19 protein-coding genes and 1 riboswitch are annotated in these 23,281 nt (G+C 55.6%); of the genes, 9 read left to right on the top strand and 10 right to left on the bottom strand.

The window, feature by feature from the left end; translation table 11 throughout:
• Window positions 1-14: 14 nt before the first annotated feature.
• The 7 genes from mtlD to argE form a co-directional block, all read right to left on the bottom strand.
• Window positions 15-1,163 (bottom strand): mannitol-1-phosphate 5-dehydrogenase, encoded by a 1,149-nt coding sequence (gene mtlD / locus ABU178_RS18355; RefSeq protein WP_397217594.1) that lies wholly within the window; start codon window positions 1,161-1,163, stop codon window positions 15-17.
• A 90-nt stretch (window positions 1,164-1,253) separates the two neighbouring features.
• The gene (locus ABU178_RS18350; protein WP_397217592.1) at window positions 1,254-3,194 is read right to left on the bottom strand and encodes a PTS mannitol transporter subunit IICBA; all 1,941 of its coding nucleotides are present in this window, start codon (window positions 3,192-3,194) and stop codon (window positions 1,254-1,256) included.
• A 444-nt stretch (window positions 3,195-3,638) separates the two neighbouring features.
• Window positions 3,639-4,355, bottom strand: a complete 717-nt coding sequence (locus ABU178_RS18345) for a DUF3053 domain-containing protein (protein WP_397217590.1) — start codon at window positions 4,353-4,355, stop codon at window positions 3,639-3,641.
• A 274-nt stretch (window positions 4,356-4,629) separates the two neighbouring features.
• Entirely contained in the window at window positions 4,630-4,971 is a 342-nt protein-coding gene (locus ABU178_RS18340; protein ID WP_397217588.1) for a HigA family addiction module antitoxin, read from the bottom strand.
• An 11-nt stretch (window positions 4,972-4,982) separates the two neighbouring features.
• On the bottom strand, window positions 4,983-5,294 hold the full coding sequence (locus tag ABU178_RS18335; RefSeq protein ID WP_397217586.1) for a type II toxin-antitoxin system RelE/ParE family toxin: 312 nt from the start codon (window positions 5,292-5,294) through the stop codon (window positions 4,983-4,985).
• Window positions 5,295-5,463: 169 nt separating this feature from the next.
• Window positions 5,464-8,115: a phosphoenolpyruvate carboxylase gene (ppc, locus tag ABU178_RS18330; protein WP_397217584.1), complete on the bottom strand. Its 2,652-nt coding sequence runs from the start codon at window positions 8,113-8,115 to the stop codon at window positions 5,464-5,466.
• A gap of 247 nt (window positions 8,116-8,362) precedes the next feature.
• On the bottom strand, window positions 8,363-9,511 hold the full coding sequence (gene argE, locus ABU178_RS18325) for an acetylornithine deacetylase (RefSeq protein WP_397217582.1): 1,149 nt from the start codon (window positions 9,509-9,511) through the stop codon (window positions 8,363-8,365).
• A gap of 168 nt (window positions 9,512-9,679) precedes the next feature.
• Here argE and argC point away from each other — a divergent pair, with 168 nt between their 5' ends.
• The 4 genes from argC to argH all read left to right on the top strand — a co-directional run bounded on the left by argC (window position 9,680) and on the right by argH (window position 14,183).
• The gene (argC, locus tag ABU178_RS18320; protein ID WP_397217580.1) at window positions 9,680-10,684 is read left to right on the top strand and encodes an N-acetyl-gamma-glutamyl-phosphate reductase; all 1,005 of its coding nucleotides are present in this window, start codon (window positions 9,680-9,682) and stop codon (window positions 10,682-10,684) included.
• A gap of 16 nt (window positions 10,685-10,700) precedes the next feature.
• Window positions 10,701-11,477: an acetylglutamate kinase gene (gene argB, locus ABU178_RS18315; RefSeq protein ID WP_397217578.1), complete on the top strand. Its 777-nt coding sequence runs from the start codon at window positions 10,701-10,703 to the stop codon at window positions 11,475-11,477.
• Window positions 11,478-11,501: 24 nt separating this feature from the next.
• Window positions 11,502-12,719, top strand: a complete 1,218-nt coding sequence (locus tag ABU178_RS18310) for an argininosuccinate synthase (protein ID WP_397217576.1) — start codon at window positions 11,502-11,504, stop codon at window positions 12,717-12,719.
• Between the two features lie 87 nt (window positions 12,720-12,806).
• Window positions 12,807-14,183, top strand: a complete 1,377-nt coding sequence (gene argH, locus ABU178_RS18305; protein WP_397217574.1) for an argininosuccinate lyase — start codon at window positions 12,807-12,809, stop codon at window positions 14,181-14,183.
• 116 nt (window positions 14,184-14,299) lie between these two features.
• On the opposite strand, the gene ABU178_RS18300 is transcribed toward argH, so the two are convergent.
• The gene (locus tag ABU178_RS18300; protein WP_397217572.1) at window positions 14,300-15,034 is read right to left on the bottom strand and encodes a glutathione peroxidase; all 735 of its coding nucleotides are present in this window, start codon (window positions 15,032-15,034) and stop codon (window positions 14,300-14,302) included.
• A 127-nt stretch (window positions 15,035-15,161) separates the two neighbouring features.
• Between ABU178_RS18300 and oxyR the strand changes: the two genes are divergently transcribed.
• Window positions 15,162-16,079 (top strand): DNA-binding transcriptional regulator OxyR, encoded by a 918-nt coding sequence (gene oxyR / locus ABU178_RS18295; protein WP_397217570.1) that lies wholly within the window; start codon window positions 15,162-15,164, stop codon window positions 16,077-16,079.
• Here oxyR and sthA read toward each other — a convergent pair.
• Entirely contained in the window at window positions 16,062-17,462 is a 1,401-nt protein-coding gene (gene sthA, locus ABU178_RS18290; RefSeq protein ID WP_397217568.1) for a Si-specific NAD(P)(+) transhydrogenase, read from the bottom strand. The genes oxyR and sthA overlap by 18 nt on opposite strands.
• A 193-nt stretch (window positions 17,463-17,655) precedes the next feature.
• On the opposite strand from sthA, the gene fabR reads away from it, so the two are divergent.
• Both fabR and ABU178_RS18280 read left to right on the top strand, forming a co-directional pair.
• Entirely contained in the window at window positions 17,656-18,300 is a 645-nt protein-coding gene (fabR, locus tag ABU178_RS18285) for an HTH-type transcriptional repressor FabR (RefSeq protein ID WP_397217566.1), read from the top strand.
• An 18-nt stretch (window positions 18,301-18,318) separates the two neighbouring features.
• Window positions 18,319-18,675, top strand: a complete 357-nt coding sequence (locus ABU178_RS18280; RefSeq protein ID WP_397217564.1) for a YijD family membrane protein — start codon at window positions 18,319-18,321, stop codon at window positions 18,673-18,675.
• A 51-nt stretch (window positions 18,676-18,726) separates the two neighbouring features.
• On the opposite strand, the gene trmA is transcribed toward ABU178_RS18280, so the two are convergent.
• Window positions 18,727-19,830: a tRNA (uridine(54)-C5)-methyltransferase TrmA gene (gene trmA, locus ABU178_RS18275; protein ID WP_397217562.1), complete on the bottom strand. Its 1,104-nt coding sequence runs from the start codon at window positions 19,828-19,830 to the stop codon at window positions 18,727-18,729.
• Window positions 19,831-19,941: 111 nt separating this feature from the next.
• Window positions 19,942-20,125, top strand: a riboswitch (cobalamin riboswitch).
• 67 nt (window positions 20,126-20,192) lie between these two features.
• On the opposite strand from trmA, the gene btuB reads away from it, so the two are divergent.
• Window positions 20,193-22,067, top strand: a complete 1,875-nt coding sequence (btuB, locus tag ABU178_RS18270; RefSeq protein ID WP_397217560.1) for a TonB-dependent vitamin B12 receptor BtuB — start codon at window positions 20,193-20,195, stop codon at window positions 22,065-22,067.
• Window positions 22,012-22,863 (top strand): glutamate racemase, encoded by an 852-nt coding sequence (gene murI / locus ABU178_RS18265; protein WP_397217558.1) that lies wholly within the window; start codon window positions 22,012-22,014, stop codon window positions 22,861-22,863. The genes btuB and murI overlap by 56 nt, the downstream gene beginning before the upstream one ends.
• Window positions 22,864-23,281 lie beyond the last annotated feature (418 nt).

The following is a 23,281-nucleotide window of genomic DNA, read 5'->3' as shown; positions in this document are numbered from 1 at the left end:
CTAAAACGCGCACCTTACGCCATAGCGTTATAGGCGCTCACCGCAGAAGCCACCACTTCGCTGTTGGCATCCAGACCGGAAATCTGCGCCAACGCAGCCTGCGGACCTTTCTCTTCCAGCAGAGCGACCAGTTCCTGAGCCTGCGGATCCTGCTCGCTGCGATAGCGCATGGCGGCGGCAATACCTTTTACCAGGTTGTCGTGCGGCAGTTGATATTCCAACGTGCCCAGCGTCGGTTTGATCAGGCGATCGCCCGCGCTCAGTTTACGCAGCGGCTGACGGCCAACGCGCTCCACATCATCTTTCAGATACGGATTTTCGAAACGGCCAAGGATTTTTTCGATGTAAGCGGCGTGCTTATCCGCGTCGAAACCGTAGCGTTTGATCAGCACGGCGCCGCTCTCTTCCATCGCCCCTTTCACTACCGCACGGATTTTCTCGTCGAGAATGGCGTCACGAATGGTTTGATGACCCGCCTGCTGGCCCAGATAGGCGGTAATCGCGTGGCCGGTATTCAGGGTGAAGAGTTTACGCTCGACAAACGCCATCAGGTTGTCGGTAAGCTCCATGCCGGCAATGGTCGGCAGCTCGCCTTTGAACTGGGTTTTGTCCACGATCCATTCGCTGAAGGTTTCCACTGTTACTTCCAACGGATCGTTACTGCCCGCTTCTGAAGGCGGCACAATGCGATCCACGGCGGAATCCACAAAGCCAACGTGCTGTTCAAGCCAGGCGTGATACTGTTCCGGCAGCGCTTTCAGCACGTGCTGTTTTAACTGGCTGGTGCCGCGCACCATATTTTCACAGGCGATAATGTTGAGAGGGCGGACGTTGCCGCTGTCGCTGCGTTTGGCCAGACCTTTCGCCATGCCGCCAGCGATACGCTCCAGAATTTGCGGGCCTACTGCGGTGGTCACCAGATCAACTTCAGCGATCAGCGTAACGATATCGTCGCTGGTGCTGTTGACGGCGCTGACGCCTTTAACGATTTCTGTTTTCGCCTGCTCGCCCACCACATGCACCGGATATTCATGACGCGCATTCAAAGCATCCAGAACCACCTGATTAACATCGGCAAACACCAGTTCGATACCGGCGTCAGCCAGCAGCTTACCGATAAAACCGCGTCCAATGTTACCGGCTCCAAAATGTAACGCTTTCATAATTTTTACCCACCTCAAATAGCGATGGGGCGGGCAGGCCCGCCCCGGAAAAGAGGGCGGGCCTGCCCGCCCCAGGGAAAAAGCAGAGGATCAGGCCGCTGCTGCGCTGCCGGACAGCAGATCCAGAACTTCCTGAACGCTGCGGGTATTCGCCAGCTTCTCAATCACGTTTTCGTCATCCAGCGCGTTGGTCAGGCTGGTAATCACCTGAATGTGCTCGTTGTTGCGTGCGGCAATACCAATCACCAGACGCGCAACATCGTCAGCCTCTTCACCGAACAGCACCCCTTGTGGATACTGACAAAACACCACGCCGGTTTTCAGCACGCGATCTTTCGCTTCTACGGTGCCATGCGGAACGGCAATCGATTCGCCCAGATAGGTTGGCGTCAACGCTTCACGCGCCAGCATCGCTTCCACATACTCCGGCTGCACGTAGCCGCCTTTCACCAGCTGCTCGCCAGCGAAGCGAATCGCCTGCTCTTTATTGCTGGCGGAGAGGCCAAGGAAGACGTTATCCGCGCCCAACCTGAAGAGCTGCGTATCATCATTGCCGTAGCTGTCGCTCAGGGTTTGTTGCACTTTATCACGATGAGTTTCGCTGCGGTTTGCCGCTGCCAGACGCTCGGTCAGATTGCTGTAAAGCGCGCTGTCGAGGAAGTTGTTCAGCGAAATGTGCTGAGCGTGCGGCGCCTGACGCATTGCGCGCTCGGTGAGATCGCGGTGGGTAATCACCAGATCCACATCGTCGGGCAGGGAGTTGATGGCAAGGTTGGTCACCGAGACATTGCTCAAACCGGCATCCTGCATTTTCTTACGCAGCACCCCTGCGCCCATGGCGCTGGAACCCATACCGGCGTCGCAGGCCACGATGATTTTACGCACATGGCTCAGGTCAACGCTCATGGCGTCGCCGGCAACCGGTGCGCCAGCTGTGCCAGCCGTCTGGCCTTTGGACTGCGCTTTCATATCTTTCATGCGCTGCGTCGCCGCTTCGATATCATCCTCGTCTTTGACTTTGCTGGTTTTCAGCAGCACCGAAGAGATAACGAAGGAGACGGCAAAGGCGGCAACGATAGCAGCGATGTTAGCGAAGTAGGTGCCGCGAGGCGTCATCGCCAGTACCGCCAGAATTGAGCCAGGGGAAGCAGGGGAGACCAGACCACCGTGCAGCAGCGTCAGGGTAAAGACACCGGTCATCCCGCCGAGGATCACCGCCAGCAGCAGGCGTGGCGCCATCAGCACGTACGGGAAGTAGATTTCGTGGATGCCGCCGAGGAAGTGGATGATCGCCGCACCGCCCGCAGACTGTTTAGCGCTGCCACGACCAAAGATCATGTAAGCCACCAGCACGCCCATGCCCGGACCTGGGTTCGCTTCGATCAGGAAGAAGATGGATTTACCGGCTTCGCTGGCCTGCTGGATGCCCAACGGCGAGAAGATGCCGTGGTTAATGGCGTTATTGAGGAACAGGATTTTCGCCGGTTCAACAAAGATAGAGGTTAGCGGCAGCAGGTTGTTCTGCACCATCAGGTTTACGCCTGCGGCGAGAATGTGCGACAGCCCTTCCACCAACGGACCGATAGCCATAAAGGCCAGCAGCGCCAACAACATGCCGATGATGCCGGCAGAGAAGTTGTTGACCAGCATTTCGAAGCCGCTTTTGATTTTGCCATCAATCGCCCGGTCAAAAGATTTAATCGCCCAGCCGCCCAGCGGACCGGCAATCATCGAGCCGAGGAACATCGGCATGTCGGCGCCGACAATCACGCCCATCGTGGTGATAGCACCCACCACGCCGCCACGATCGCCACCCACCAGACGACCGCCGGTAAAACCGATCAGCAGCGGCAGCAGGTAAGTAATCATCGGACCAACCAGCTTCGCCAGCGTTTCGTTGGGGATCCAACCGGTTGGAATAAACAGTGCTGTGATGATACCCCAGGCGATAAACGCGCCGATGTTTGGCATCACCATGTTGCTCAGGAAGCGACCAAAGCTTTGTACTTTGACCTTTACTGATGAGGACATAAACCCACCCCTTATTGATACGCGCTGCAATAAGAGAGCGCGTTTGTTTTTGTTTAGACGTCACGGCGGGGAGCCGTCGGCATTACTGTATGCACGCGGACTCTACCACGCGTTTATGACGCTGCGTAGAGCAGCTCTTAAGTGTGATATTGATCACGCAATTTTGCGGGCTTTAGGGGGTATTTGAGTGATCACGATCACAAAATAAAGCTGTAATAAGAGCGCCTTGGTGGAAATTTCGCCGTGGCAGGAGGCTAATTGTGATGAAAATCACCTTTTCAGATGATGGCTTTGTGCGATAAATGTGACTTTGATCACAAACTATTTTTGGTCAAAAATGCGCCTGATCACACTTTGTATGAACCAGAACGGCGAGAGGAAAAAAAGCGCGAGGGAGTTACGAAAAATCTTAAGGGGCAGCTGTTGCGCTGCCCCTTAGGTTACTTACTGCAAATTGCCCTGCACAGCATTCTGCGCCTGGGTTAGCGCCTGTGCATTGCCAGACAGATTACTCATCAGGGTATTGTACTGCGTGGCCTGATCCTGAGTCGGGAACTGCACGCCATTATTCTCGAAGGTTACGCGTGCGCCCTGCGATTGCAGATAGTCGCCGGTCTGTAACACATCCTGGCTTAAGGTTTGCAGTTTGGGCAGCAGCGGAATCAGCACGTTAGCTGGCTGCGTCACCGCTTTGCCATAGACGTCATCGTAAACCTTTTTCAGATCGTCAGGCTGCTTCAGTGCGGCTTTGCTGGTATCCGCTTGCATTTTAGCGCTCTGAATCTGTTGGGTTAACACGCTGAGCGCGCCGCTTGCCTGGCGCAGCGAATCGCGACGCGTCAGGTAATCTTGCGGCACACGAATGGCGGAGAGTTCATCCACTACCGGACGCATTCCCTCGTCGACAGCTTTATTTATTTGCTGCGAGAAGCCGTAAATAATGGCGTAGTCGCCAGCGTAGTTGCCGAAGCTCTGCTTTTGGTTCTCGCTCAGGCTGGGCAGATGCTCGCCGCTGCGCATCACGGTGTTCTGCAGGAAGTCGATAAAGGCTTTACGCTGCTCGCCTTCCTTGTCGCCGCAGCCGGTGAGCTGAAATACCAGCAGCGCCGTTGCCAGCAGCCATCCTGTACGCATCCAGATGCGGGAAATTCCTGACGCCATGGGTTCAACTCCTGTCGGTGAAAATGGCCAGTTTTAAAAAAGGTTAATGTTGCTAAAGGATAGAACAAAGGACCAGGTGGACACAATGACTATGCAGGGAACGCGGCGGGTTTTATTGCGGGCTGGGGTAAAGCAAACTTTTGGCTGCCAGCGATGTACAACGCAGTAAAAGCTACGTTGCAAGAGGCATTTCCACGCTGGCTTATGAAATGACAAAGTAAAGCAGGCAATTTGGGGCCGCCTGAGAGCAAAGGCTTTTTATAAAATTAAGAGACTATGCGACCTTATTTTCAGGGGCATTTTTGAGCGCCAGAAACTTCTCCAGAGAGATTACGCGACTAATTTCTTCCTGAGTACGAGCATCGTTTTCGATTTCCCATATATCAACGCTGTTTTGAAGATTTAACCAGAACTCGACGCTTGTATCAAAAGCGGCAGAGAGTCTGAAAGCCATGTCAGGAGTGAGTTTACGGTTATTGTTGACCAGCGCGCTAACCGAGTTACGGTGTACGTTTAACATTTCAGCTAAATCATTGATTTTAAGGGATAGTGGTTCAAGGTATTCGTAAAGTAGCACGTCTCCCGGAGTAGTCGGCTTACGAGTTGCTTGTGTCATAAGGTTTTATCTCATTTATGCTTTTTATAGCTATGGGGATCTAAGTAGAGGTCAACGGCTTTTCCATCAATCCATTTAAATATCAATCGGTACTGGTCATTGAGCCGTATTGAAGAGTAATCCTCTAAAGGTGGATTCAACTCTTCATAACGGTTCCCGGGCGGCGATTGCAAATCTTTATATGTTGCTGCCGCGTTTATTATATCGAGCCTTCGGGCCAGCGCTGACTCAATGGTAGCCGGGATTTTCTTATGGGTTTTTCCATAGAGAAAATAGTCCTCAAGCCATTGGTTCCGAAAGCTTTCAATGCTTCTCAACTTCATTACATTGCAACCTCCGTTTCGCAATACAGCAATATTTTAATGCACTACTGCACCGTGTGCAAGTGCATGGGTATGCTTCACAGAAAAACAAATACTATTTGCCAGATATTCTGCGGAGTGCTTGAGGGAATAAAAGCGCAGCTGGCGGGCTGTTCGCCCGCCACTTTTTTTACCCTGTATTCCTCATACCTGCCGCCACGCCTGCAATCGTCACCATTAATGCCTGCTCGACGCGGGCATCCGGCTCGCCGCCGCGATCTTCCTGCGCGCGGGAGCGGTGCAGCAGCTCTGCCTGCAACACGTTCAGCGGATCGGTATACACATTGCGTAGCGCGATTGATTCCGCAATCCATGGCTGATCCGCCATCAGATGCGCATCATTGGCGATGGTCAACACCGCGCCGATATCCGCTTCCAGCTGATCGCGCAACTGTTTGCCCAGCGGCCAGAGCGATTTATCCACCAGACGCTGATCGTAATATTCCGCCAGCCAGAGATCCGCCTTAGCAAACACCATCTCCAGCATGCCGAGGCGGGTAGAGAAGAACGGCCAGTCGCGGCACATCGCTTCCAGCTGATCCTGATGGCCGTCATCCATCGCTTTCTGCAACGCCGCGCCGGCACCCAGCCAGGCGGGCAGCATCAGGCGATTCTGCGTCCAGGCGAAAATCCAGGGGATCGCGCGCAGCGATTCCACGCCGCCGGTCGGACGACGCTTGGCCGGACGCGAGCCGAGCGGCAGCTTGCCCAGCTCCTGTTCTGGCGTGGCCGAGCGGAAATAGGGCACGAAATCCGGGTTCTCACGCACATAGCCGCGATACATGGCGCAGGAAACCTCAGAAAGCTGATCCATCACGCTGCGCCACTCTTTTTTCGGCTCTGGCGGCGGCAGCAGGTTAGCTTCCAGAATCGCACCGGTATAGAGCGACAGGCTGGCGATGGTCACTTCCGGCAGGCCATATTTGAAACGGATCATCTCGCCCTGTTCAGTCACGCGCAGACCGCCTTTCAGGCTGCCCGGCGGCTGGGAGAGCAGCGCGGCGTGAGCTGGCGCGCCGCCGCGACCGATGGTGCCGCCGCGTCCGTGAAACAGCGTCAGCGCGATGCCCGCTTTCTCACAGGTTTTAATTAAGGCGTCCTGCGCCTGATATTGCGCCCAGCTGGCCGCCATCACGCCGGCATCTTTCGCCGAGTCGGAGTAGCCAATCATTACCATCTGTTTGCCCTGAATAAAGCCGCGATACCAGTCGATGCTCAGCAGCTGACTCATCACGTCGTTGGCATTATTCAGGTCGTCGAGAGTTTCAAACAGCGGCGCAACCGGCATGGCAAACTGAATGCCCGCCTCTTTCAACAGCAGATGCACCGCCAGCACGTCTGAAGGGGTTTTCGCCATCGAAATCACGTAGGCGGCGATAGAGCCGTACGGCGCTTCCGCCGCCACGCGGCAGGTTTCCAGCACTTCGCGCGTCTCTTCGCCCGGTTCCCACTGGCGCGGCAGCAGCGGACGTTTGGAGTTCAGTTCGCGTATCAGAAACGCCTGTTTGTCCGCTTCTGACCAGCTTTCATAGTCGCCGAGGCCCAGATAGCGCGTTACTTCCGCGATAGCTTGTGTATGGCGCGTGCTCTCCTGACGAATATCGATGCGCACCAGCGGCACGCCGAAACACTTCACGCGACGCAGGGTATCGAGCAGCTGGCCTCTGGCGATAATCGTCATACCGCACTGCTGCAACGACTGATAAATCGCAAACAGCGGATCCCACAGCTGATCGTTGGAAATCAGCAGATCGGCAGGGCGCGGCAGGAGTTCGCCCTTGAGACGACGCTCAAGGTAAATCTGGGTATTCATCAGCTGGCTGCGAATGCGCTTCAAAATCACGCGATAGGGCTCCAGTGCTTCCGGATCGCCGCAGAGCGCACGCACCTCGTCATTACATTCTGACATAGAGAGTTCGGAAATCAGCACGCTGATGTCGCGCAGAAAGAGATCGGCAGCCTTCCAGCGGCTCAGCTGCAGGACGTGGCGCGTGATAGTTGAGGTTACGTTCGGGTTGCCGTCGCGGTCGCCGCCCATCCAGGAGGTGAACTGCACCGGGACAAAATCCACCGGCAGGGTCAGGCCGAAGGTCTCTTCCACCTGTTCCGTCAGCTCGCGCAGGAAAGCAGGCACGCCTTCCCACAGGCTGTTTTCCACCACGGCAAAGCCCCATTTGGCTTCATCAACCGGCGTCGGGCGATATTTTCGGATCTCATCGGTGTGCCAGGCCTGCGCCACCAGCTGGCGCAGACGGCGCATAATCTGGTTGCGTTCGTAATCGGAAATATCGCTGTGGTCCAGCTGCTTCAGGCAGCTGTTCACTTCCACCAGCTTGTGAATCAGGGTGCGACGGGTGATTTCCGTGGGATGTGCCGTCAATACCAGCTCCAGCGACAGGGATTCAATCGCCTCATGAATGGCGCTTTCATTCAAATCGGTCTGCAGCTTCAGGCGTTCAAAGGTTTTCTTTAACAGGTCCGGATGGTTGGCGGCGTCGCCGTGGGGGGAGATGGTCTGATACTGCTCCGCCACGTTGGTCAGGTTAAGAAACTGGCTGAAAGCGCGTGCCACCGGCAGCAGCTCATCATTCGACAAGTTTTGCAGCGTGGAGAGCAGTTCCTTACGATGAGTGTCATTTCCTGCACGAGATGATTTAGAAAGCTTGCGGATAGTCTCTACCCGATCGAGGATGTTCTCTCCCAGTGCATCCTTTATCGTATCCCCGAGCAGTTTGCCGAGCATACTGACATTACTTCGCATTGCGGAATATTGTTCGTTCATTTGACCCTGACACCCTCATCGTATTTTGTCACTGTCTTACACCCCACGGGCATAACTTCGTCTTTTATCTAGCCACGTAACGCAACATTCGTCAAATAGCTTAAATACAGGGTAATGTGCAGCTAAATGACGGTAATTTATGAAATTAACTTACATCGGAGCGTGATAAGTTATTCTTATCGCTAAACACCGAACAATGACCGGGCATTTTGCTGCTTTCACAGTGAAATGCCCCATTTATTATTCATCAGTGACAAAAATGCTGCACAACTTGCGCGATAAGGGCGCGGGTCGGCTTGATAAATGCCGTATCGATAAACTCATCGGGCTGGTGCGCCTGGTTGATGGAGCCGGGGCCGAGCACCAGCGTCGGGCAAAGTTCCTGAATGAACGGCGCTTCGGTACAGTAGTTCACCACTTCGGTCGGCGTGCCGAGCAGCTTTTCCACCACCTTTACCAGTTCATGATCCGCCGGACATTCGTAGCCGGGAATCGGCGGATGCAGCTCGCCTACCGTCAGGCGACCCGGCCAGCGCGCGCTGACCGGTGCCAGCGCCTCGTTCAGCAGGCCGTCAAGATCGCTCAGCGTCAGGCCCGGCAGCGGACGAATATCCATGTGCAGTTCGCAGCAGGCGCAGATGCGGTTCGCCGCATCGCCGCCATGGATATGGCCGAAGTTCATCGTCGGATAAGGGATAGCGAAGCCGTCATGGTGATAACGCTCTTTCAGTGTATTGCGCAGCTGCATCAGATGGCCAATGGCATCATGCATCAGTTCGATCGCATTCACCCCGCGCGCCGGATCGCTGGAGTGGCCTGACTGGCCCTGCACGCGAATCGCATGGGAGAGATGGCCTTTATGCGCGCGCACCGGCTTCAGCGAGGTCGGTTCGCCGATAATGGCGCAATCGGGGCGCAGGCTGGTAGTTTCAGAAAAATATTTCGCGCCTGCCATGGTGGTCTCTTCATCGGCAGTCGCCAGGATATAGAGCGGTTTCTTTAGCGTGGAGAGATCCACATCGCGCAGCGTATCGAGAATAAAGGCAAAGAAGCCTTTCATGTCGGCAGTGCCTAAGCCGTAGAGCTTGTTGTCGTGCTCGGTCAGCGTGAAAGGATCGCGCGTCCAGCGGCCATCATCGAAGGGCACGGTATCGGTATGACCGGCGAGCAGCAGGCCGCCCGCGCCGCTGCCGGTGCGCGCCAGCATGTTGAATTTATTGCGCGTACCGGGCACCGGCTGCACTTCTACCGTAAAGCCGAGATCGCGAAACCAGCCGGCAAGCAAATTGATTAAAGTTTCATTACTTTGATCGAGCGCGCTGTCAGTGGCGCTGATGGTCGGCGTGGCAATCAGCTGGCGGTAGAGTTCGAGAAAAGGCGGTAATTTTGTCTTCACTGTTGACGGTCCTTGAGTTAGGATGTATCAATATTCATGCACTAATAGTGAATAAAAATACATTAACGTCGTCTGCATGTGAACAAGAAATCTTCTGCAAACGGCATCGTGGGCAACGGGGCAAGGCCGCGACCCGGAACGTGTGACTGTAATAAGGTATACAGCCTGATGTTGAATACGCTGATCGTGGGTGCCAGTGGTTACGCTGGCGTAGAGCTTGCCACCTACCTGAATCGCCATCCGCATATGAACATAACCGCTTTAGCGGTTTCAGCGCAAAGTCCGGATGCGGGAAAATTACTTTCCGATTTACATCCGCAGCTCAAAGGCATTGTGGATCTGCCGCTGCAGCCGTTAAGCGACGCCTCAGCCTGGGCGGGAAAAGTCGACGTGGTGTTTCTCGCGACCGCCCATGAGGTAAGCCACGATCTGGCGCCCGAATTTCTGAAAGCGGGCTGCGTTGTGTTTGATCTTTCAGGCGCGTTCCGCGTTAACGATGCTGATTTCTATACCCAATACTACGGTTTCACTCACCAGCACGGCGAGTGGCTGGATAAAGCCGTTTATGGTCTGGCCGAATGGCAGCACGAAAAAATCCGCGAAGCGCAGCTGATTGCCGTGCCGGGTTGTTATCCCACCGCGGCACAGCTGGCGCTGAAACCGTTGGTGGAAGCGGGACTGCTGAATGACGCGCAGTGGCCGGTGATCAATGCCACCAGCGGCGTAAGCGGCGCAGGACGCAAAGCCAGCGTCGGCACCAGCTTCTGCGAAGTGAGCCTGCAACCCTACGGTATTTTCAACCATCGCCATCATCCGGAAATCACCTCTCATCTCGGCGTGCCGGTGATTTTTACCCCGCATCTTGGCAATTTCGCGCGCGGCATTCTGGCGACCATTACCTGCCGTCTGAAAGCGGGTATCGGCCATGCGGAAGTGGCGCAGGCGTTCCATGATGCCTACCACGACAAACCGCTGGTGCGTCTGTATGAAAAAGGCGTGCCGGCGCTGAAAGGCGTGGTAGGGCAGCCCTTTTGCGATATCGGCTTTGCCGTGCAGGGCGAACACCTGATCGTGGTGGCTGCAGAAGATAACCTGCTGAAAGGCGCCTCTTCGCAGGCGGTTCAGTGTTTAAATATTCGTTTCGGCTTCCCTGAAACGCAGTCACTTATTTAACCAACAGGTGTGCGAGATGATGAATCCATTAATTATCAAGCTGGGCGGCGTGTTGCTGGACAGCGAAGAAGCGCTGGCCCGTCTGTTTGATGCGCTGCTGACCTACCGCTCGGCGCATCAGCGCCCGCTGATAATCGTTCATGGCGGCGGCTGCCTGGTGGATGAGTTGATGAAAAAGCTGGCGCTGCCGGTGAAAAAGAAAAATGGTCTGCGCGTTACCCCCGCCGATCAGATCGACATTATTACCGGCGCGCTGGCCGGTACCGCCAATAAGACGCTGCTGGCGTGGGCGAAAAAGCACGGCATCAATGGTGTGGGCCTCTGCCTCGGCGACGGCGGCATGGTGAATGTTGAAAAGTTTGATGAAGAGCTTGGTCACGTAGGCAAGGCCACGCCGGGTACGCCGGATCTGCTGAATACCCTGCTGGCGGCGGGCTATATGCCGGTGGTCAGCTCGATTGGCGTGACCGACGATGGCGAGCTGATGAACGTGAACGCCGACCAGGCCGCCACCGCGCTCGCCGCGACGCTGGGCGCCGATCTGGTGCTGCTCTCCGACGTGAGCGGCATTCTTGACGGCAAAGGCCAGCGCATCGAAGAGATGACCGCAGCCAAAGCCGAGCAGCTGATCGCGCAAGGCATTATCACCGACGGCATGATTGTGAAAGTGAACGCGGCCCTTGATGCGGCGCGCACACTCGGTCGTCCGGTGGATATCGCCAGCTGGCGTCATGCGGAACAGCTGCCGACCCTTTTTAACGGCGTGTCGATTGGCACCCGGATTCTCGCTTAACGACACTGATTCAAGGATTACGAAATGCAAACGCAAGACATCAAAAAAATCGTTCTGGCTTACTCTGGCGGCCTCGATACCTCCGCTATTATTCCGTGGCTGAAAGAGAACTACGGCGGCTGTGAAGTGGTCGCGTTCGTTGCGGATATCGGTCAGGAGCGTAGCGATCTGGAAGGCGTTGAGAAAAAAGCGCTGCAGTCCGGTGCGTCCGAGTGTCACGTTGTCGATCTGCGCGAAGAGTTTATCCGCGATTACGTCTATCCGGTGCTGCAAACCGGCGCGCTCTATGAAGGCACCTACCTGCTGGGCACCTCGATGGCGCGTCCGATTATCGCCAAAGCGCAGGTTGAGCTGGCGCTAAAGGTCGGCGCGGATGCGCTGTGCCATGGCGCGACCGGTAAAGGCAACGACCAGGTGCGTTTCGAAACCACCTATACCGCGCTGGCACCGCAGCTGAAAGTGGTTGCGCCGTGGCGCGAGTGGAACCTGCGTTCGCGTGAAGCACTGCTGGACTACCTGAAAGAGCGCAACATTCCGACCACCGCGTCGCTGGAAAAAATCTACAGCCGCGACGAGAATGCCTGGCATATCTCAACCGAAGGCGGCGTGCTGGAAAGCCCGTGGAATGCTCCGAACAAAGATTGCTGGGTGTGGACCGTTGATCCGCTGGAAGCGCCGGATCAGCCTGAAGAAGTCACCGTGACGGTGGAAAAAGGCCGCGTTGTTGCAGTGAACGGCGAGCAAATGTCCCCGTTCCAGTGCCTGGAAAAACTGAACGTGCTGGGCGCGAAGCATGGCGTGGGCCGTATCGATATCGTTGAGAACCGTCTGGTCGGCATTAAATCCCGTGGCTGCTATGAAACCCCCGGCGGCACCATCATGGTGAACGCGCTGCGCGCCGTTGAGCAGCTGGTTCTGGATCGCGACAGCTTCAAATGGCGCGAGCAGCTGGGCCAGGAGATGTCCTATGTGGTTTACGACGGTCGCTGGTTCGCGCCGCTGCGTAAATCGATCCAGGCCGCGGCGGAATCGCTGGCGGAAGAGGTTAACGGCGAGGTGGTGCTGCAGCTCTATAAAGGTCAGGCCACGGCGATTCAGAAAAAATCCGCCAACAGCCTCTACTCTGAAGAGTTCGCGACCTTCGGCGAAGATGAAGTTTACGATCATCGTCACGCGGGCGGCTTTATCCGTCTCTTCTCGCTCTCTTCACGCATTCGCGCGCTGAACGAGCAGAAAAAATAATTTTTCGACGAGCGCGTCTCGTCCCAACACCTGATTCGGGGCGGCTTTCAGGCCGCCCTTGTTTTAACGATTAGAGGGAGCATTCTCATGGCACTTTGGGGTGGACGGTTTACCCAGGCAGCAGACCAGCGTTTCAAACAGTTCAACGACTCGCTGCGCTTTGATTATCGTCTGGCGGAGCAGGATATTATGGGTTCCGTCGCCTGGTCCAAAGCGCTGGTCACGGTGAATGTGCTCACTGCGGAAGAGCAGAGCCAGCTGGAGAGCGCGCTGAATGCGCTGCTGGATGAGGTTCGCGCCGATCCTGAACAGATTCTGCAAAGCGACGCGGAAGATATTCACAGCTGGGTTGAAGGTCAGCTGATCGAGAAAGTGGGCGCGCTGGGTAAAAAGCTGCACACCGGCCGCAGCCGTAACGATCAGGTCGCGACCGATCTTAAGCTGTGGTGCAAAATGCAGGTAACCGAGCTGCTGGGCGCGACGCGTCAGCTGCAACAGGCGCTGGCCGCGACCGCTGAAGCCAATCAGGATGCGGTGATGCCGGGCTATACCCACCTGCAGCGTGCGCAGCCGGTAACCTTTGCCCACTGGTGTCTTGCTTATGTTGAGATGCTGGCGCGCGATGAAAGCCGTCTGCAGGATACCCTGAAGCGCCTCGACGTCAGCCCGCTGGGCTGCGGCGCGCTGGCCGGCACCGCCTATGAGATCGACCGTGAGCAGCTGGCCGACTGGCTGGGCTTCGCTTCAGCTACCCGCAACAGCCTGGATACGGTTTCTGACCGCGACCATGTGCTGGAGCTGCTCTCGGATGCCGCCATCGGCATGGTGCACCTGTCGCGCTTCGCCGAAGATCTGATCTTCTTCAACACCGGCGAAGCGGGCTTTGTGGAGCTGTCGGATAAAGTCACCTCTGGCTCGTCACTGATGCCGCAGAAGAAAAACCCGGATGCGCTGGAGCTGATCCGCGGCAAGTGCGGCCGCGTACAGGGCGCGCTGACCGGCATGATGATGACGCTGAAAGGATTGCCACTCGCCTACAACAAAGATATGCAGGAAGACAAAGAGGGTCTGTTCGACGCGCTCGACACCTGGATTGACTGTCTGCAGATGTCGGTGCTGGTTCTGGATGGCATTCAGGTGAAGCGTCCGCGCTGTCAGGAAGCGGCCGAGCAGGGCTACGCGAACGCCACCGAGCTGGCGGATTATCTGGTCGCCAAAGGCGTGCCGTTCCGTGAAGCGCACCATATCGTCGGCGAAGCGGTTGTGGAAGCGATCAAGCAGGGCGTGGCGCTGGAAGCACTGAAGCTGGCGGATCTGCAAAAGTTCAGCAGCGTGATTGGCGAAGATGTTTATCCGATGCTGGCGTTGCAATCCTGCCTGGATCAGCGTAATGCCAAAGGCGGGGTTTCACCGCATCAGGTGGCGCTGGCGATTACCGAGGCGAAACAGCGTCTCGGCAGCTGATAAAAGATAAAAAAAGAGCGGGCAATAGTTGCCCGCCAACCTCTAGCTTCAGTCTTACATGTTGTTATAGGCACATCATCAGAGGGCCGGCTCTCCTGGCCGACACAGTGATTCTTTTACGCTGACAGCAGATACTGCTGCAGGTCATCGCTGTCGCCAATGTGGCGGCCAGCGATAAAAACTTGCGGCACAGTGGCGCGACCGGAAACAGCGCGCAGGCTGACGGTCGTCGCATCCTGACCCAGCACAATCTCTTCAAACTGTACGCCGTGATCCAGCAACAGCTGTTTCGCTTTGGCGCAGAACGGGCAACCCGGTTTGGTGAATACAGAGACCGACTCCTGCACCTTAAATTCGGGGGCCAGGTAGCGCAACATGGTGTCGGCATCTGAAACCTCAAACGGGTCGCCCGGTTTGTTTGGCTCAACAAACATCTTTTCTACCACGCCGTTGCAAACCAGCATGGAGTAGCGCCATGAACGCGAGCCGAAGCCCAGATCCGCTTTTTCCACCAGCATATTCATGCCGCGGGTGAAGTCACCGTTCCCGTCGGGAATAAAGGTGATATGTTCTGCATGCTGATCGGCTTTCCACGCATTCATCACAAACGTATCATTCACCGAGACGCACAAGATGCTGTCTACCCCCTGCTGCGCGAAAACGCTGTACAGCTCGTTGTAGCGCGGAAGATGGCTCGATGAACAGGTCGGCGTAAAGGCGCCGGGCAGTGAGAATACGATTACCGTTTTATCCCTGAACAGCTCATCAGTGGTAACGTCAACCCAGCGCTCACCCTGACGGGTATGAAACGTGACCTGGGGAACTGACCTACCTTCCTGACTTACAAACATATCTTCTCTCTGTAGGCTAAACCGGTGTGATTCAATGCACGCATTATTCCCACTGTCGCTTGATAGGGCTAATCGTTCATTGCTATTCTATTTATCGCCACGGACTATCGTGGAACGGAGGGTAGCAATGAACATTCGTGATCTGGAATATCTGGTTTCGTTAGCGGAGCATCGCCATTTCCGGCGTGCCGCCGATGCCTGTCATGTCAGCCAGCCAACGCTGAGTGGGCAAATTCGTAAGCTGGAAGATGAGCTGGGCGTGATGCTGCTGGAGCGAACCAGCCGTAAGGTGCTTTTCACCCAGGCTGGCCTGCTGCTGGTGGACCAGGCGCGCACCGTGTTGCGCGAAGTGAAAGTGCTGAAAGAGATGGCGAGCCAGCAGGGCGAAGCGATGTCAGGTCCGCTGCATATTGGGTTGATCCCGACCACCGGACCTTATCTGCTGCCGCAAATTATTCCCATGCTGCATCAAACTTTCCCGAAGCTGGAAATGTATCTGCATGAGGCGCAAACGCAGCAGTTGCTGGCACAGCTGGACAGTGGCAAGCTGGACTGCGCGATTCTGGCGCTGGTGAAAGAGAGCGAAGCCTTTATTGAGGTGCCGCTGTTTGATGAGCCAATGATGCTGGCCGTTTACGAAGATCATCCGTGGCACGATCGCGACCGGGTGCCGATGTCCGATCTGGCGGGCGAAAAGCTGCTGATGCTGGAAGACGGTCACTGCTTGCGCGATCAGGCGATGGGCTTCTGTTTTGAAGCTGGCGCGGATGAAGATACCCATTTCCGCGCGACCAGTCTGGAAACCCTGCGCAACATGGTGGCGGCAGGCAGCGGTATTACGCTGTTACCAAAGCTGGCGGTGCCGCAGGAGCGGGTGCGTGACGGCGTGTGCTATCTGCCCTGTTATAAGCCGGTGCCGCAGCGCACCATTGCGCTGGTGTATCGTCCGGGATCACCGCTGCGCAGCCGCTATGAGCAGCTGGCAGAGGCAATTCGAACACATATGCAGCCCAAGATGAATCAGTCGTTAAAAAAGGCGGTTTAAGCCATTTAACGCCGCCACACGATAGGCTTCGGCCATGGTGGGATAGTTAAAGGTGGTATTCACGAAGTACTCAATCGTGTTGCCGCCGTTTTTCTGTTCCATGATGGCCTGGCCGATGTGGATGATTTCAGCGGCACGCTCACCGAAGCAGTGGATGCCGAGAATTTCTTTGGTTTCGCGGTGGAACAGAATCTTCAGGCTGCCCACGTTCATGCCGACAATTTGCGCCCGCGCCAGATGTTTGAACTGCGCACGACCCACCTCATAAGGCACTTTCATCGCCGTTAGCTGCTGCTCGGTTTTACCCACGGAGCTGATTTCCGGAATGGTGTAAATCCCGGTGGGGATATCCTCAATCAGATGCGCCGTGGCTTCGCCTTTGATAATCGCCTGCGCGGCGATACGGCCCTGATCGTAAGCGGCCGACGCCAGGCTCGGATAGCCGATCACATCGCCGACCGCATAGATATGCGGCTGCGCGGTTTGATACATGCTGTTCACCTTCAGCAGGCCGCGTCCGTCAGCTTCCAGACCCACATTCTCCAGCGACAGCGAATCGGTGTTCCCGGTACGTCCATTGGCGTACAGCAGGCAATCGGCTTTGACTTTTTTGCCTGACTTCAGATGCACAATCACGCCGTCATCCACCCCTTCGATCTTCTCAAACTCTTCGTTGTGGCGAATCACCACGCCGTTGTTCCAGAAGTGATAAGAGAGCGAATCGGACATTTCCTGATCGAGAAACGCCAGCAGGCGGTCGCGGGTGTTGATCAGATCGACTTTGACATTCAGGCCACGAAAGATCGACGCATATTCACAGCCAATCACCCCGGCGCCGTAAATAATCACGTGGCCCGGCTCGTGGTGCAGGTTGAGGATAGAGTCGGAATCATAGATGCGCGGATGGGTAAAATCGACGCTTGCCGGTTGATAAGGGCGTGAACCGCAGGCGATGACAAATTTCTCCGCCGTCAGCTGCTCGCGCGTACCGTCATGTAACTCAATCTCTATCGTGTTGTTATCAATGAAGCGCGCATCACCCTGATACAGCTCACAGCGGTTACGTTCGTAAAAACCCTGACGCATTGCGGTTTGCTGTCTGATAACGCTTTCCGTGTGGTTCAGGATGTCAGCAAAAGAGGAGCGAAGCAGGCGGGTGTGGTCACTGTAGAGCGGGTTCTGGTTAAATTCAATGATGCGACTGACTGCATGGCGAAGCGCTTTGGAAGGGATGGTGCCCCAGTGCGTACAACCGCCGCCGATGTTGTGGTAGCGTTCGATCACTGCGATGCGCGCTCCCTGTTTCACCAGTCCCATCGCCGCACCTTCACCGCCCGGACCGGAGCCAATCACAATGGCATCGTAATCGTAAGACTTTTGCATACCGATACGTCCTATTTTTTTAAACATTTTAACAACGGGATTCTAACATCTCGTCGCGCATTTCTGAATTCTAACAGCGATTTTAGACCGGGTTTGACAAAGCGTGAGGTTCACAGGCGGTCACAAAGTTTGCCAGTCTGTACGCTGAAAATTTTGTTATAGTGCCTGCCCGGATGGCTAAAAGGCAGAGATAATGGGCGTCAGAGCGCAACAAAAAGAACGTACACGACGTTCGCTGATCGAGGCGGCATTCAGTCAGCTTAGCGCAGAGCGCAGTTTCGCCAGCTTAAGCCTGCGCGAAGTGGCGCGCGAAGCAGGGATCGCGCCTACCTCATTTTATCGTCACTTCAAGGATGTGGATGAACTCGGCCTGACCATGGTGGATGAGAGCGGTTTGATGCTGCGTCAGCTGATGCGCCAGGCGCGGCAGCGTATCGCCAAAGGCGGCAGCATCATCAAAACTTCCGTCTCCACCTTTATGGAATTTATCGGGAACAATCCCAACGCATTTCGTCTCTTACTACGTGAACGCTCCGGCACCTCGGCGGCTTTTCGTGCTGCGGTCGCGCGCGAGATTCAGCACTTTATTGCTGAACTGGCGGACTATCTGGAGCTGGAAAACCATATGCCGCGCAGCTTTACAGAAGCGCAGGCGGAGGCGATGGTGACCATTGTTTTCAGCGCCGGTGCAGAGGCGCTGGACGTTGACGCGGAGCAACGCCGCAGGCTGGAGGATCGTCTGGTGCTGCAACTGCGGATGATCGCCAAAGGCGCCTATTACTGGTATCGCCGGGAGCAGGAACGACTGGCGGTTACCCTGGAAAAACCTGAAGAGTAAACTGATAAGGATAATGATATGACAGAGCAGAACTCTCGCGATAAAGGCACGCTGTTGCTGGCTTTTATTACCGGTTTAGCAATTAACGGTTCGTTTTCCGTGCTGTTCAGCGATTTTGTCCCTTTTTCTATCTTTCCGCTGATCGCGCTGGGCCTCGCCGCCTGGTGCCTGCATCAGCGTTACCTGAATCGCAATATGCCGGAAGGAATGCCTTCGCTGGCCGCCGCCTTCTTTCTGCTGGGCATTCTGGTTTACAGCGCCATTGTCCGCGCCGAGTATCCTGATATCGGCTCCAATTTTGTTCCTACCATTTTAATGGTCTGCCTGGTGTTCTGGATCGCGACGCGCTTTAAGCGTCCGAAGAACAACCGTTAAAGGCCGCTGTGGAAGTAAAAAGGGAACCTCATCAGGTTCCCTTTTTGCGTATCAGGCCCGGCGCGTCAGCAGGACGCCGCATTCCATATGATGGGTATAAGGAAACTGATCGAACAGCGCGAGGCGCGTAATCTCATGGGTTTGCGCCAGCTGCTGCAGGTTATCGCACAGCGTCTGTGGGTTGCAGGAGATATAAAGAATACGCGGATAAGCCTGCACCATCTTCACCGTCTCCTCGTCCAGCCCGCTGCGCGGCGGATCGACGAATATCGTCTCACAGTCGTAGCGGGTTAAATCGATGCCCTGCAAGCGGTTGAAGGCGCGCACGCCGTTCATCGCCTGGGTAAACTCTTCAGCCGCCATACGAATGATCTGGACGTTCTCAATCTGATTCGCCGCGATGTTGTACTGCGCAGCCGCAACCGATGGCTTAGCGATTTCGGTCGCCAGCACGCGACGGAAGTTGCGCGCCAGTGCCAGAGAGAAGTTGCCGTTGCCGCAGTAAAGCTCCAGCAGATCGCCGCGCGAGCCGGTTGTGACGTCCAGCGCCCACTCCAGCATCTGGATATTCATCGCCGCATTGGGTTGGGTAAAGCTGTTCTCCACCTGACGGTAAATCAACTCGCGGCCCGCTACCGGCAGGCGCTCGTCGATATAATCGCGATCGAGACAGATTTTGGTTTTGGTCGCGCGGCCAATCAGCTGAACCTCAAATCCTTCCTGACGCAGCGCATCGCGCAGGGCGCTCGCCTCCTGCTGCCAGGCGTCATCCAGCTTGCGATGGTAAAGCAACGAAATAACGATCTGGTTACTGAGCGTTGAGAGGTAATCGATCTGAAACAGCTTATGGCGCAGCGTGCGGTTATCGCGGATCGCAGCGATCATTTTCGGCATCATCGCGTTGATTAGCTCGCTGGCGGCCGGGAATTGATCGACACGAATACGCTGGCGCGTTTCCTGATCGAAAATGATGTGATAGATATCGTCGCCGTCGTGCCAGAGACGAAACTCGGCACGCATCCGGTAATGGCTGACCGGCGAGCGAAACACCTCCACAGCGGGCGCGGCAAAAGGCGTCATCATCGTCTGTAGACGGCTGACTTTTTCCGCTAGTTGCGCGTCATAGTTTTCAATCGGGAGATGTTCGGGCGTCATGATCAATCCTGTTAATAGCGAGCTTGCCGGGCGATTGTAAGTATTCACCAGGCGATGTCCAGCTCTCTCCATGAGAAGATGCCTGGAAGTCTGGATTTCCGGCCTTCTTATCCGTAGACTGCGCCTGCCGGCCTCAGCATGAGTTAATAGGGAATCCAGTGCGAATCTGGAGCTGACGCGCAGCGGTAAGGAACGTCGTGGCGATCGCCTTTGCAGACACTGTCCGTACGGACGGGAAGTCTTCGCCATCTTATGGTTCCCAGCCCGAAGACCTACCGGTGTGACGTCGCAATTCGTACGATCATCGCGTGCTATCGATCGTATGCCTGCGGCATCCTGCTCTGTCTTTTGGATGCTTATACATGATTAAAACAAAAGCTTCGCTGTTTGCCTTCAGTGCAACGGCGATTTCACTCTGGGCGCAAAACGGTTTCGCGCAGCAGAATGATGATATGCAAGTCGTTACCGCCAATCGATTCGCTCAGCCGGTTTCTTCGGTGCTGGCCCCCACAACCGTTGTGACCCGTGAAGAGATCGATCGCTGGCAGTCAAAAAGCCTGACGGATGTGATGCGTCGCTTGCCGGGCGTCGATGTGGCGCAAAATGGCGGACTCGGGCAGCAAAGCTCGCTCTTTATTCGCGGCACCAATTCCAGCCATGTGCTTATTTTGATTGATGGCATCCGTCTGAACCAGGCGGGCATCACCGGCTCCTCCGATCTCAGCCAGATTCCGCTGGCGCTGGTACAACGCATTGAGTATGTGCGCGGCGCGCGCTCGGCCGTTTACGGTTCCGACGCCATTGGCGGCGTGATTAATATCATCACTGGCCGTGCGCAATCGGGAACCACGCTGACGGCGGGTGTGGGATCGCATGGTTATCAATCTTATGACGGCTCCACTCAGCAGATGCTGGGCGCGGCAACCAAACTGACGCTGGCGGGCAACTATACCTATACCAAAGGTTATGACGTGGTAGCGGGCCTGCCCGATGCCTATGGCGATCCGGCGCAGAAGGATCGCGACGGCTTTATGAGCAAAACGCTCTATGGTGCGCTGGAGCATCAGTTTAATGAGCAGTTCAGCGGCTTCGTGCGTGGTTACGGCTTCGATAACCGCACCGACTATGACGGCTATCCTGATTACGTTACGCCGAACGGCTTTGTTGATACGCGCCAGCTTTACAGTCAGACCTGGGATAGCGGCCTGCGCTTTAATCAGGGGATCTATTCTACGCAGCTGATCGCCAGCTACAGCCACACCAAAGATTACAACTACAGTCCGGCAGCGGGCCGTTACGATCCCTCCAGCGCAACGCTGGATGATGTTGAGCAATATAATCTGCAGTGGGGCAATACCGTGCAGGTGGGCCACGGCGCGGTAAGTGCCGGGGTTGACTGGCAAAAGCAAACTTCAGAACCAGGCACCAGCTACGTAGCTGATGGTCAGGAGCAACGTAACACCGGCATTTATGCCACCGCGCAACAGCAGTTCGGCAGCCTGACCCTGGAAGGGGCGGTGCGCGGCGACGATAACGATGAGTTCGGCTGGCATAATACCTGGCAAACCAGCGCGGCATGGGAGTTCGTGGATGGCTATCGCGCGTTCGCCTCTTACGGTACGGCATTCAAGGCACCCAATCTCGGACAGCTATACAGCGGCTTCTACGGCAATCGCGATCTCGATCCGGAAAAAAGCAAGCAGTGGGAAGGCGGCTTTGAAGGCTTAACCGGGCCGGTTAACTGGCGCGTGTCTGGCTATCGTAATGACGTGAAGGATCTCATCGACAGCGATCCGCTGACTTATCGTTACTACAATATCGATAAAGCGCGCATTAAAGGCGTGGAAGCGACCGCCTCCTTTGATACCGGCCCTCTCAGTCATCAACTCTCTTACGACTATGTTGATGCCCGCGATGGTGAAACCAATCAGGCGCTGCTGCGCCGGGCGAAACAGCAGGTGAAATATCAGCTTGACTGGACCCTGTACGATTTTGACTGGTCAGTGACTTATCATTATCTCGGCGAGCGTTATGATAATGACTTTAGCGGTGCGACAACCCGGCGCGTGAAGCTCGGCGGTGTCAGCTTATGGGATCTCGCTCTCTCTTATCCCGTCACCTCTCACCTCACCGTTCGTGGTAGAATTGCCAACCTGTTCGATAAAGATTATGAGACAGCGTATGGCTATCAAACTCCAGGACGGGAATATTACCTCAGCGGCAGTTACAGCTTCTAATCTGCGTCCCACCGTGCTGGTATTTGACTCCGGCGTCGGTGGGCTCTCCGTATATGATGAGATTCGGCAGCTTTTGCCGGATCTTCATTATCTCTACGCCTTTGATAATGCCGGTTTCCCTTACGGTGAAAAAACCGAAGAGTTTATTGTGGAGCGTGTGGTCGCTGTAGTGGAAGCCATCACGCAGCATTATCCGCTGGCGCTGGTAGTGATCGCCTGCAATACCGCCAGCACCGTCTCTTTGCCTGCTTTACGTGCGCGCTTCGCTTTCCCTGTGGTTGGCGTTGTACCCGCCATCAAGCCGGCGGCGCGCCTGACGCGCAACGGTATCGTCGGCCTGCTGGCGACGCGCGCTACCGTACGTCGATCCTATACCCATGAGCTGGTAACCCAGTTTGCCCGTGAGTGCCGCATCGCTATGTTGGGTTCCGCCGAGCTGGTTGAGCTGGCAGAGAAGAAGCTGCATGGCGAAGAGGTGGACCCGGAAGAGGTCCGGCGCATCGTCCAGCCCTGGCTGCGTATGCCGGAACCGCCTGATACTGTGGTGCTCGGCTGTACGCACTTTCCTCTACTGCGTGAAGAGCTGCAGCAGGTCTTGCCGGAAGGGACACGCTTAATCGACTCCGGCGCCGCTATTGCGAGACGAACTGTCTGGCTGCTGGAGCATGAGTCGCCAGATGCAAAATCAGCAGATCAAAATGAAGCTTACTGTACGGCTATGGATGAGGAGGCAGTGCAATTATTGCCCGTTTTGCAGCGTTATGGCTTCCCGCAGCTGAAAAAACTGGCGGTTTAGCCCGGTTTTGTACAAAAACTCAACACTCAGAAATTAATTTGAAATTAGGGCTTGTCAGAGGAAAAGAACTCCCTATAATGCGCCTCCACTGACACGGCACAGCGCGATACGCAACGTCGCGTCAGTATCAGAAAAGCAAAATAAATGCTTGACTGATAAAGCGGAAAGCGTAATATACGCAGCCCGCGCTACAGAAGAATGTGGCACCGCTCTTTAACAATTTATCAGACAATCTGTGTGGGCACTCGCAGGATTGATATCAGAGCCTCCGGGCTCAAAAAATATCAAGTCTCAGAGTGAACACGTAATTCATTACGACGTTTTTCCCTGAGCATCGCTTCACGAGTTGAAGCAAATCAAGCTTTTAATTGAAGAGTTTGATCATGGCTCAGATTGAACGCTGGCGGCAGGCCTAACA

The organism is Pantoea osteomyelitidis (genome assembly GCF_044342975.1).
In the GTDB taxonomy this organism is placed as follows: Bacteria; Pseudomonadota; Gammaproteobacteria; order Enterobacterales; family Enterobacteriaceae; genus Pantoea; species Pantoea osteomyelitidis.
Note: the sequence above shows the minus strand (reverse complement) of the source record. Positions and strands in the feature narration are given on the sequence as shown.

What these genes read in the sequence shown, in the direction of transcription:
- mtlD (WP_397217594.1), bottom strand. Translation starts at nt 1,163, where the DNA reads ATGAAAGCGTTACATTTTGGAGCCGGTAACATTGGACGCGGTTTTATC.
- ABU178_RS18350 (WP_397217592.1), bottom strand. Translation starts at nt 3,194, where the DNA reads ATGTCCTCATCAGTAAAGGTCAAAGTACAAAGCTTTGGTCGCTTCCTG.
- ABU178_RS18345 (WP_397217590.1), bottom strand. Translation starts at nt 4,355, where the DNA reads ATGGCGTCAGGAATTTCCCGCATCTGGATGCGTACAGGATGGCTGCTG.
- ABU178_RS18340 (WP_397217588.1), bottom strand. Translation starts at nt 4,971, where the DNA reads ATGACACAAGCAACTCGTAAGCCGACTACTCCGGGAGACGTGCTACTT.
- ABU178_RS18335 (WP_397217586.1), bottom strand. Translation starts at nt 5,294, where the DNA reads ATGAAGTTGAGAAGCATTGAAAGCTTTCGGAACCAATGGCTTGAGGAC.
- ppc (WP_397217584.1), bottom strand. Translation starts at nt 8,115, where the DNA reads ATGAACGAACAATATTCCGCAATGCGAAGTAATGTCAGTATGCTCGGC.
- argC (WP_397217580.1), top strand. Translation starts at nt 9,680, where the DNA reads ATGTTGAATACGCTGATCGTGGGTGCCAGTGGTTACGCTGGCGTAGAG.
- argB (WP_397217578.1), top strand. Translation starts at nt 10,701, where the DNA reads ATGATGAATCCATTAATTATCAAGCTGGGCGGCGTGTTGCTGGACAGC.
- ABU178_RS18310 (WP_397217576.1), top strand. Translation starts at nt 11,502, where the DNA reads ATGCAAACGCAAGACATCAAAAAAATCGTTCTGGCTTACTCTGGCGGC.
- argH (WP_397217574.1), top strand. Translation starts at nt 12,807, where the DNA reads ATGGCACTTTGGGGTGGACGGTTTACCCAGGCAGCAGACCAGCGTTTC.
- ABU178_RS18300 (WP_397217572.1), bottom strand. Translation starts at nt 15,034, where the DNA reads ATGTTTGTAAGTCAGGAAGGTAGGTCAGTTCCCCAGGTCACGTTTCAT.
- oxyR (WP_397217570.1), top strand. Translation starts at nt 15,162, where the DNA reads ATGAACATTCGTGATCTGGAATATCTGGTTTCGTTAGCGGAGCATCGC.
- sthA (WP_397217568.1), bottom strand. Translation starts at nt 17,462, where the DNA reads ATGCAAAAGTCTTACGATTACGATGCCATTGTGATTGGCTCCGGTCCG.
- fabR (WP_397217566.1), top strand. Translation starts at nt 17,656, where the DNA reads ATGGGCGTCAGAGCGCAACAAAAAGAACGTACACGACGTTCGCTGATC.
- ABU178_RS18280 (WP_397217564.1), top strand. Translation starts at nt 18,319, where the DNA reads ATGACAGAGCAGAACTCTCGCGATAAAGGCACGCTGTTGCTGGCTTTT.
- trmA (WP_397217562.1), bottom strand. Translation starts at nt 19,830, where the DNA reads ATGACGCCCGAACATCTCCCGATTGAAAACTATGACGCGCAACTAGCG.
- btuB (WP_397217560.1), top strand. Translation starts at nt 20,193, where the DNA reads ATGATTAAAACAAAAGCTTCGCTGTTTGCCTTCAGTGCAACGGCGATT.
- murI (WP_397217558.1), top strand. Translation starts at nt 22,012, where the DNA reads ATGGCTATCAAACTCCAGGACGGGAATATTACCTCAGCGGCAGTTACA.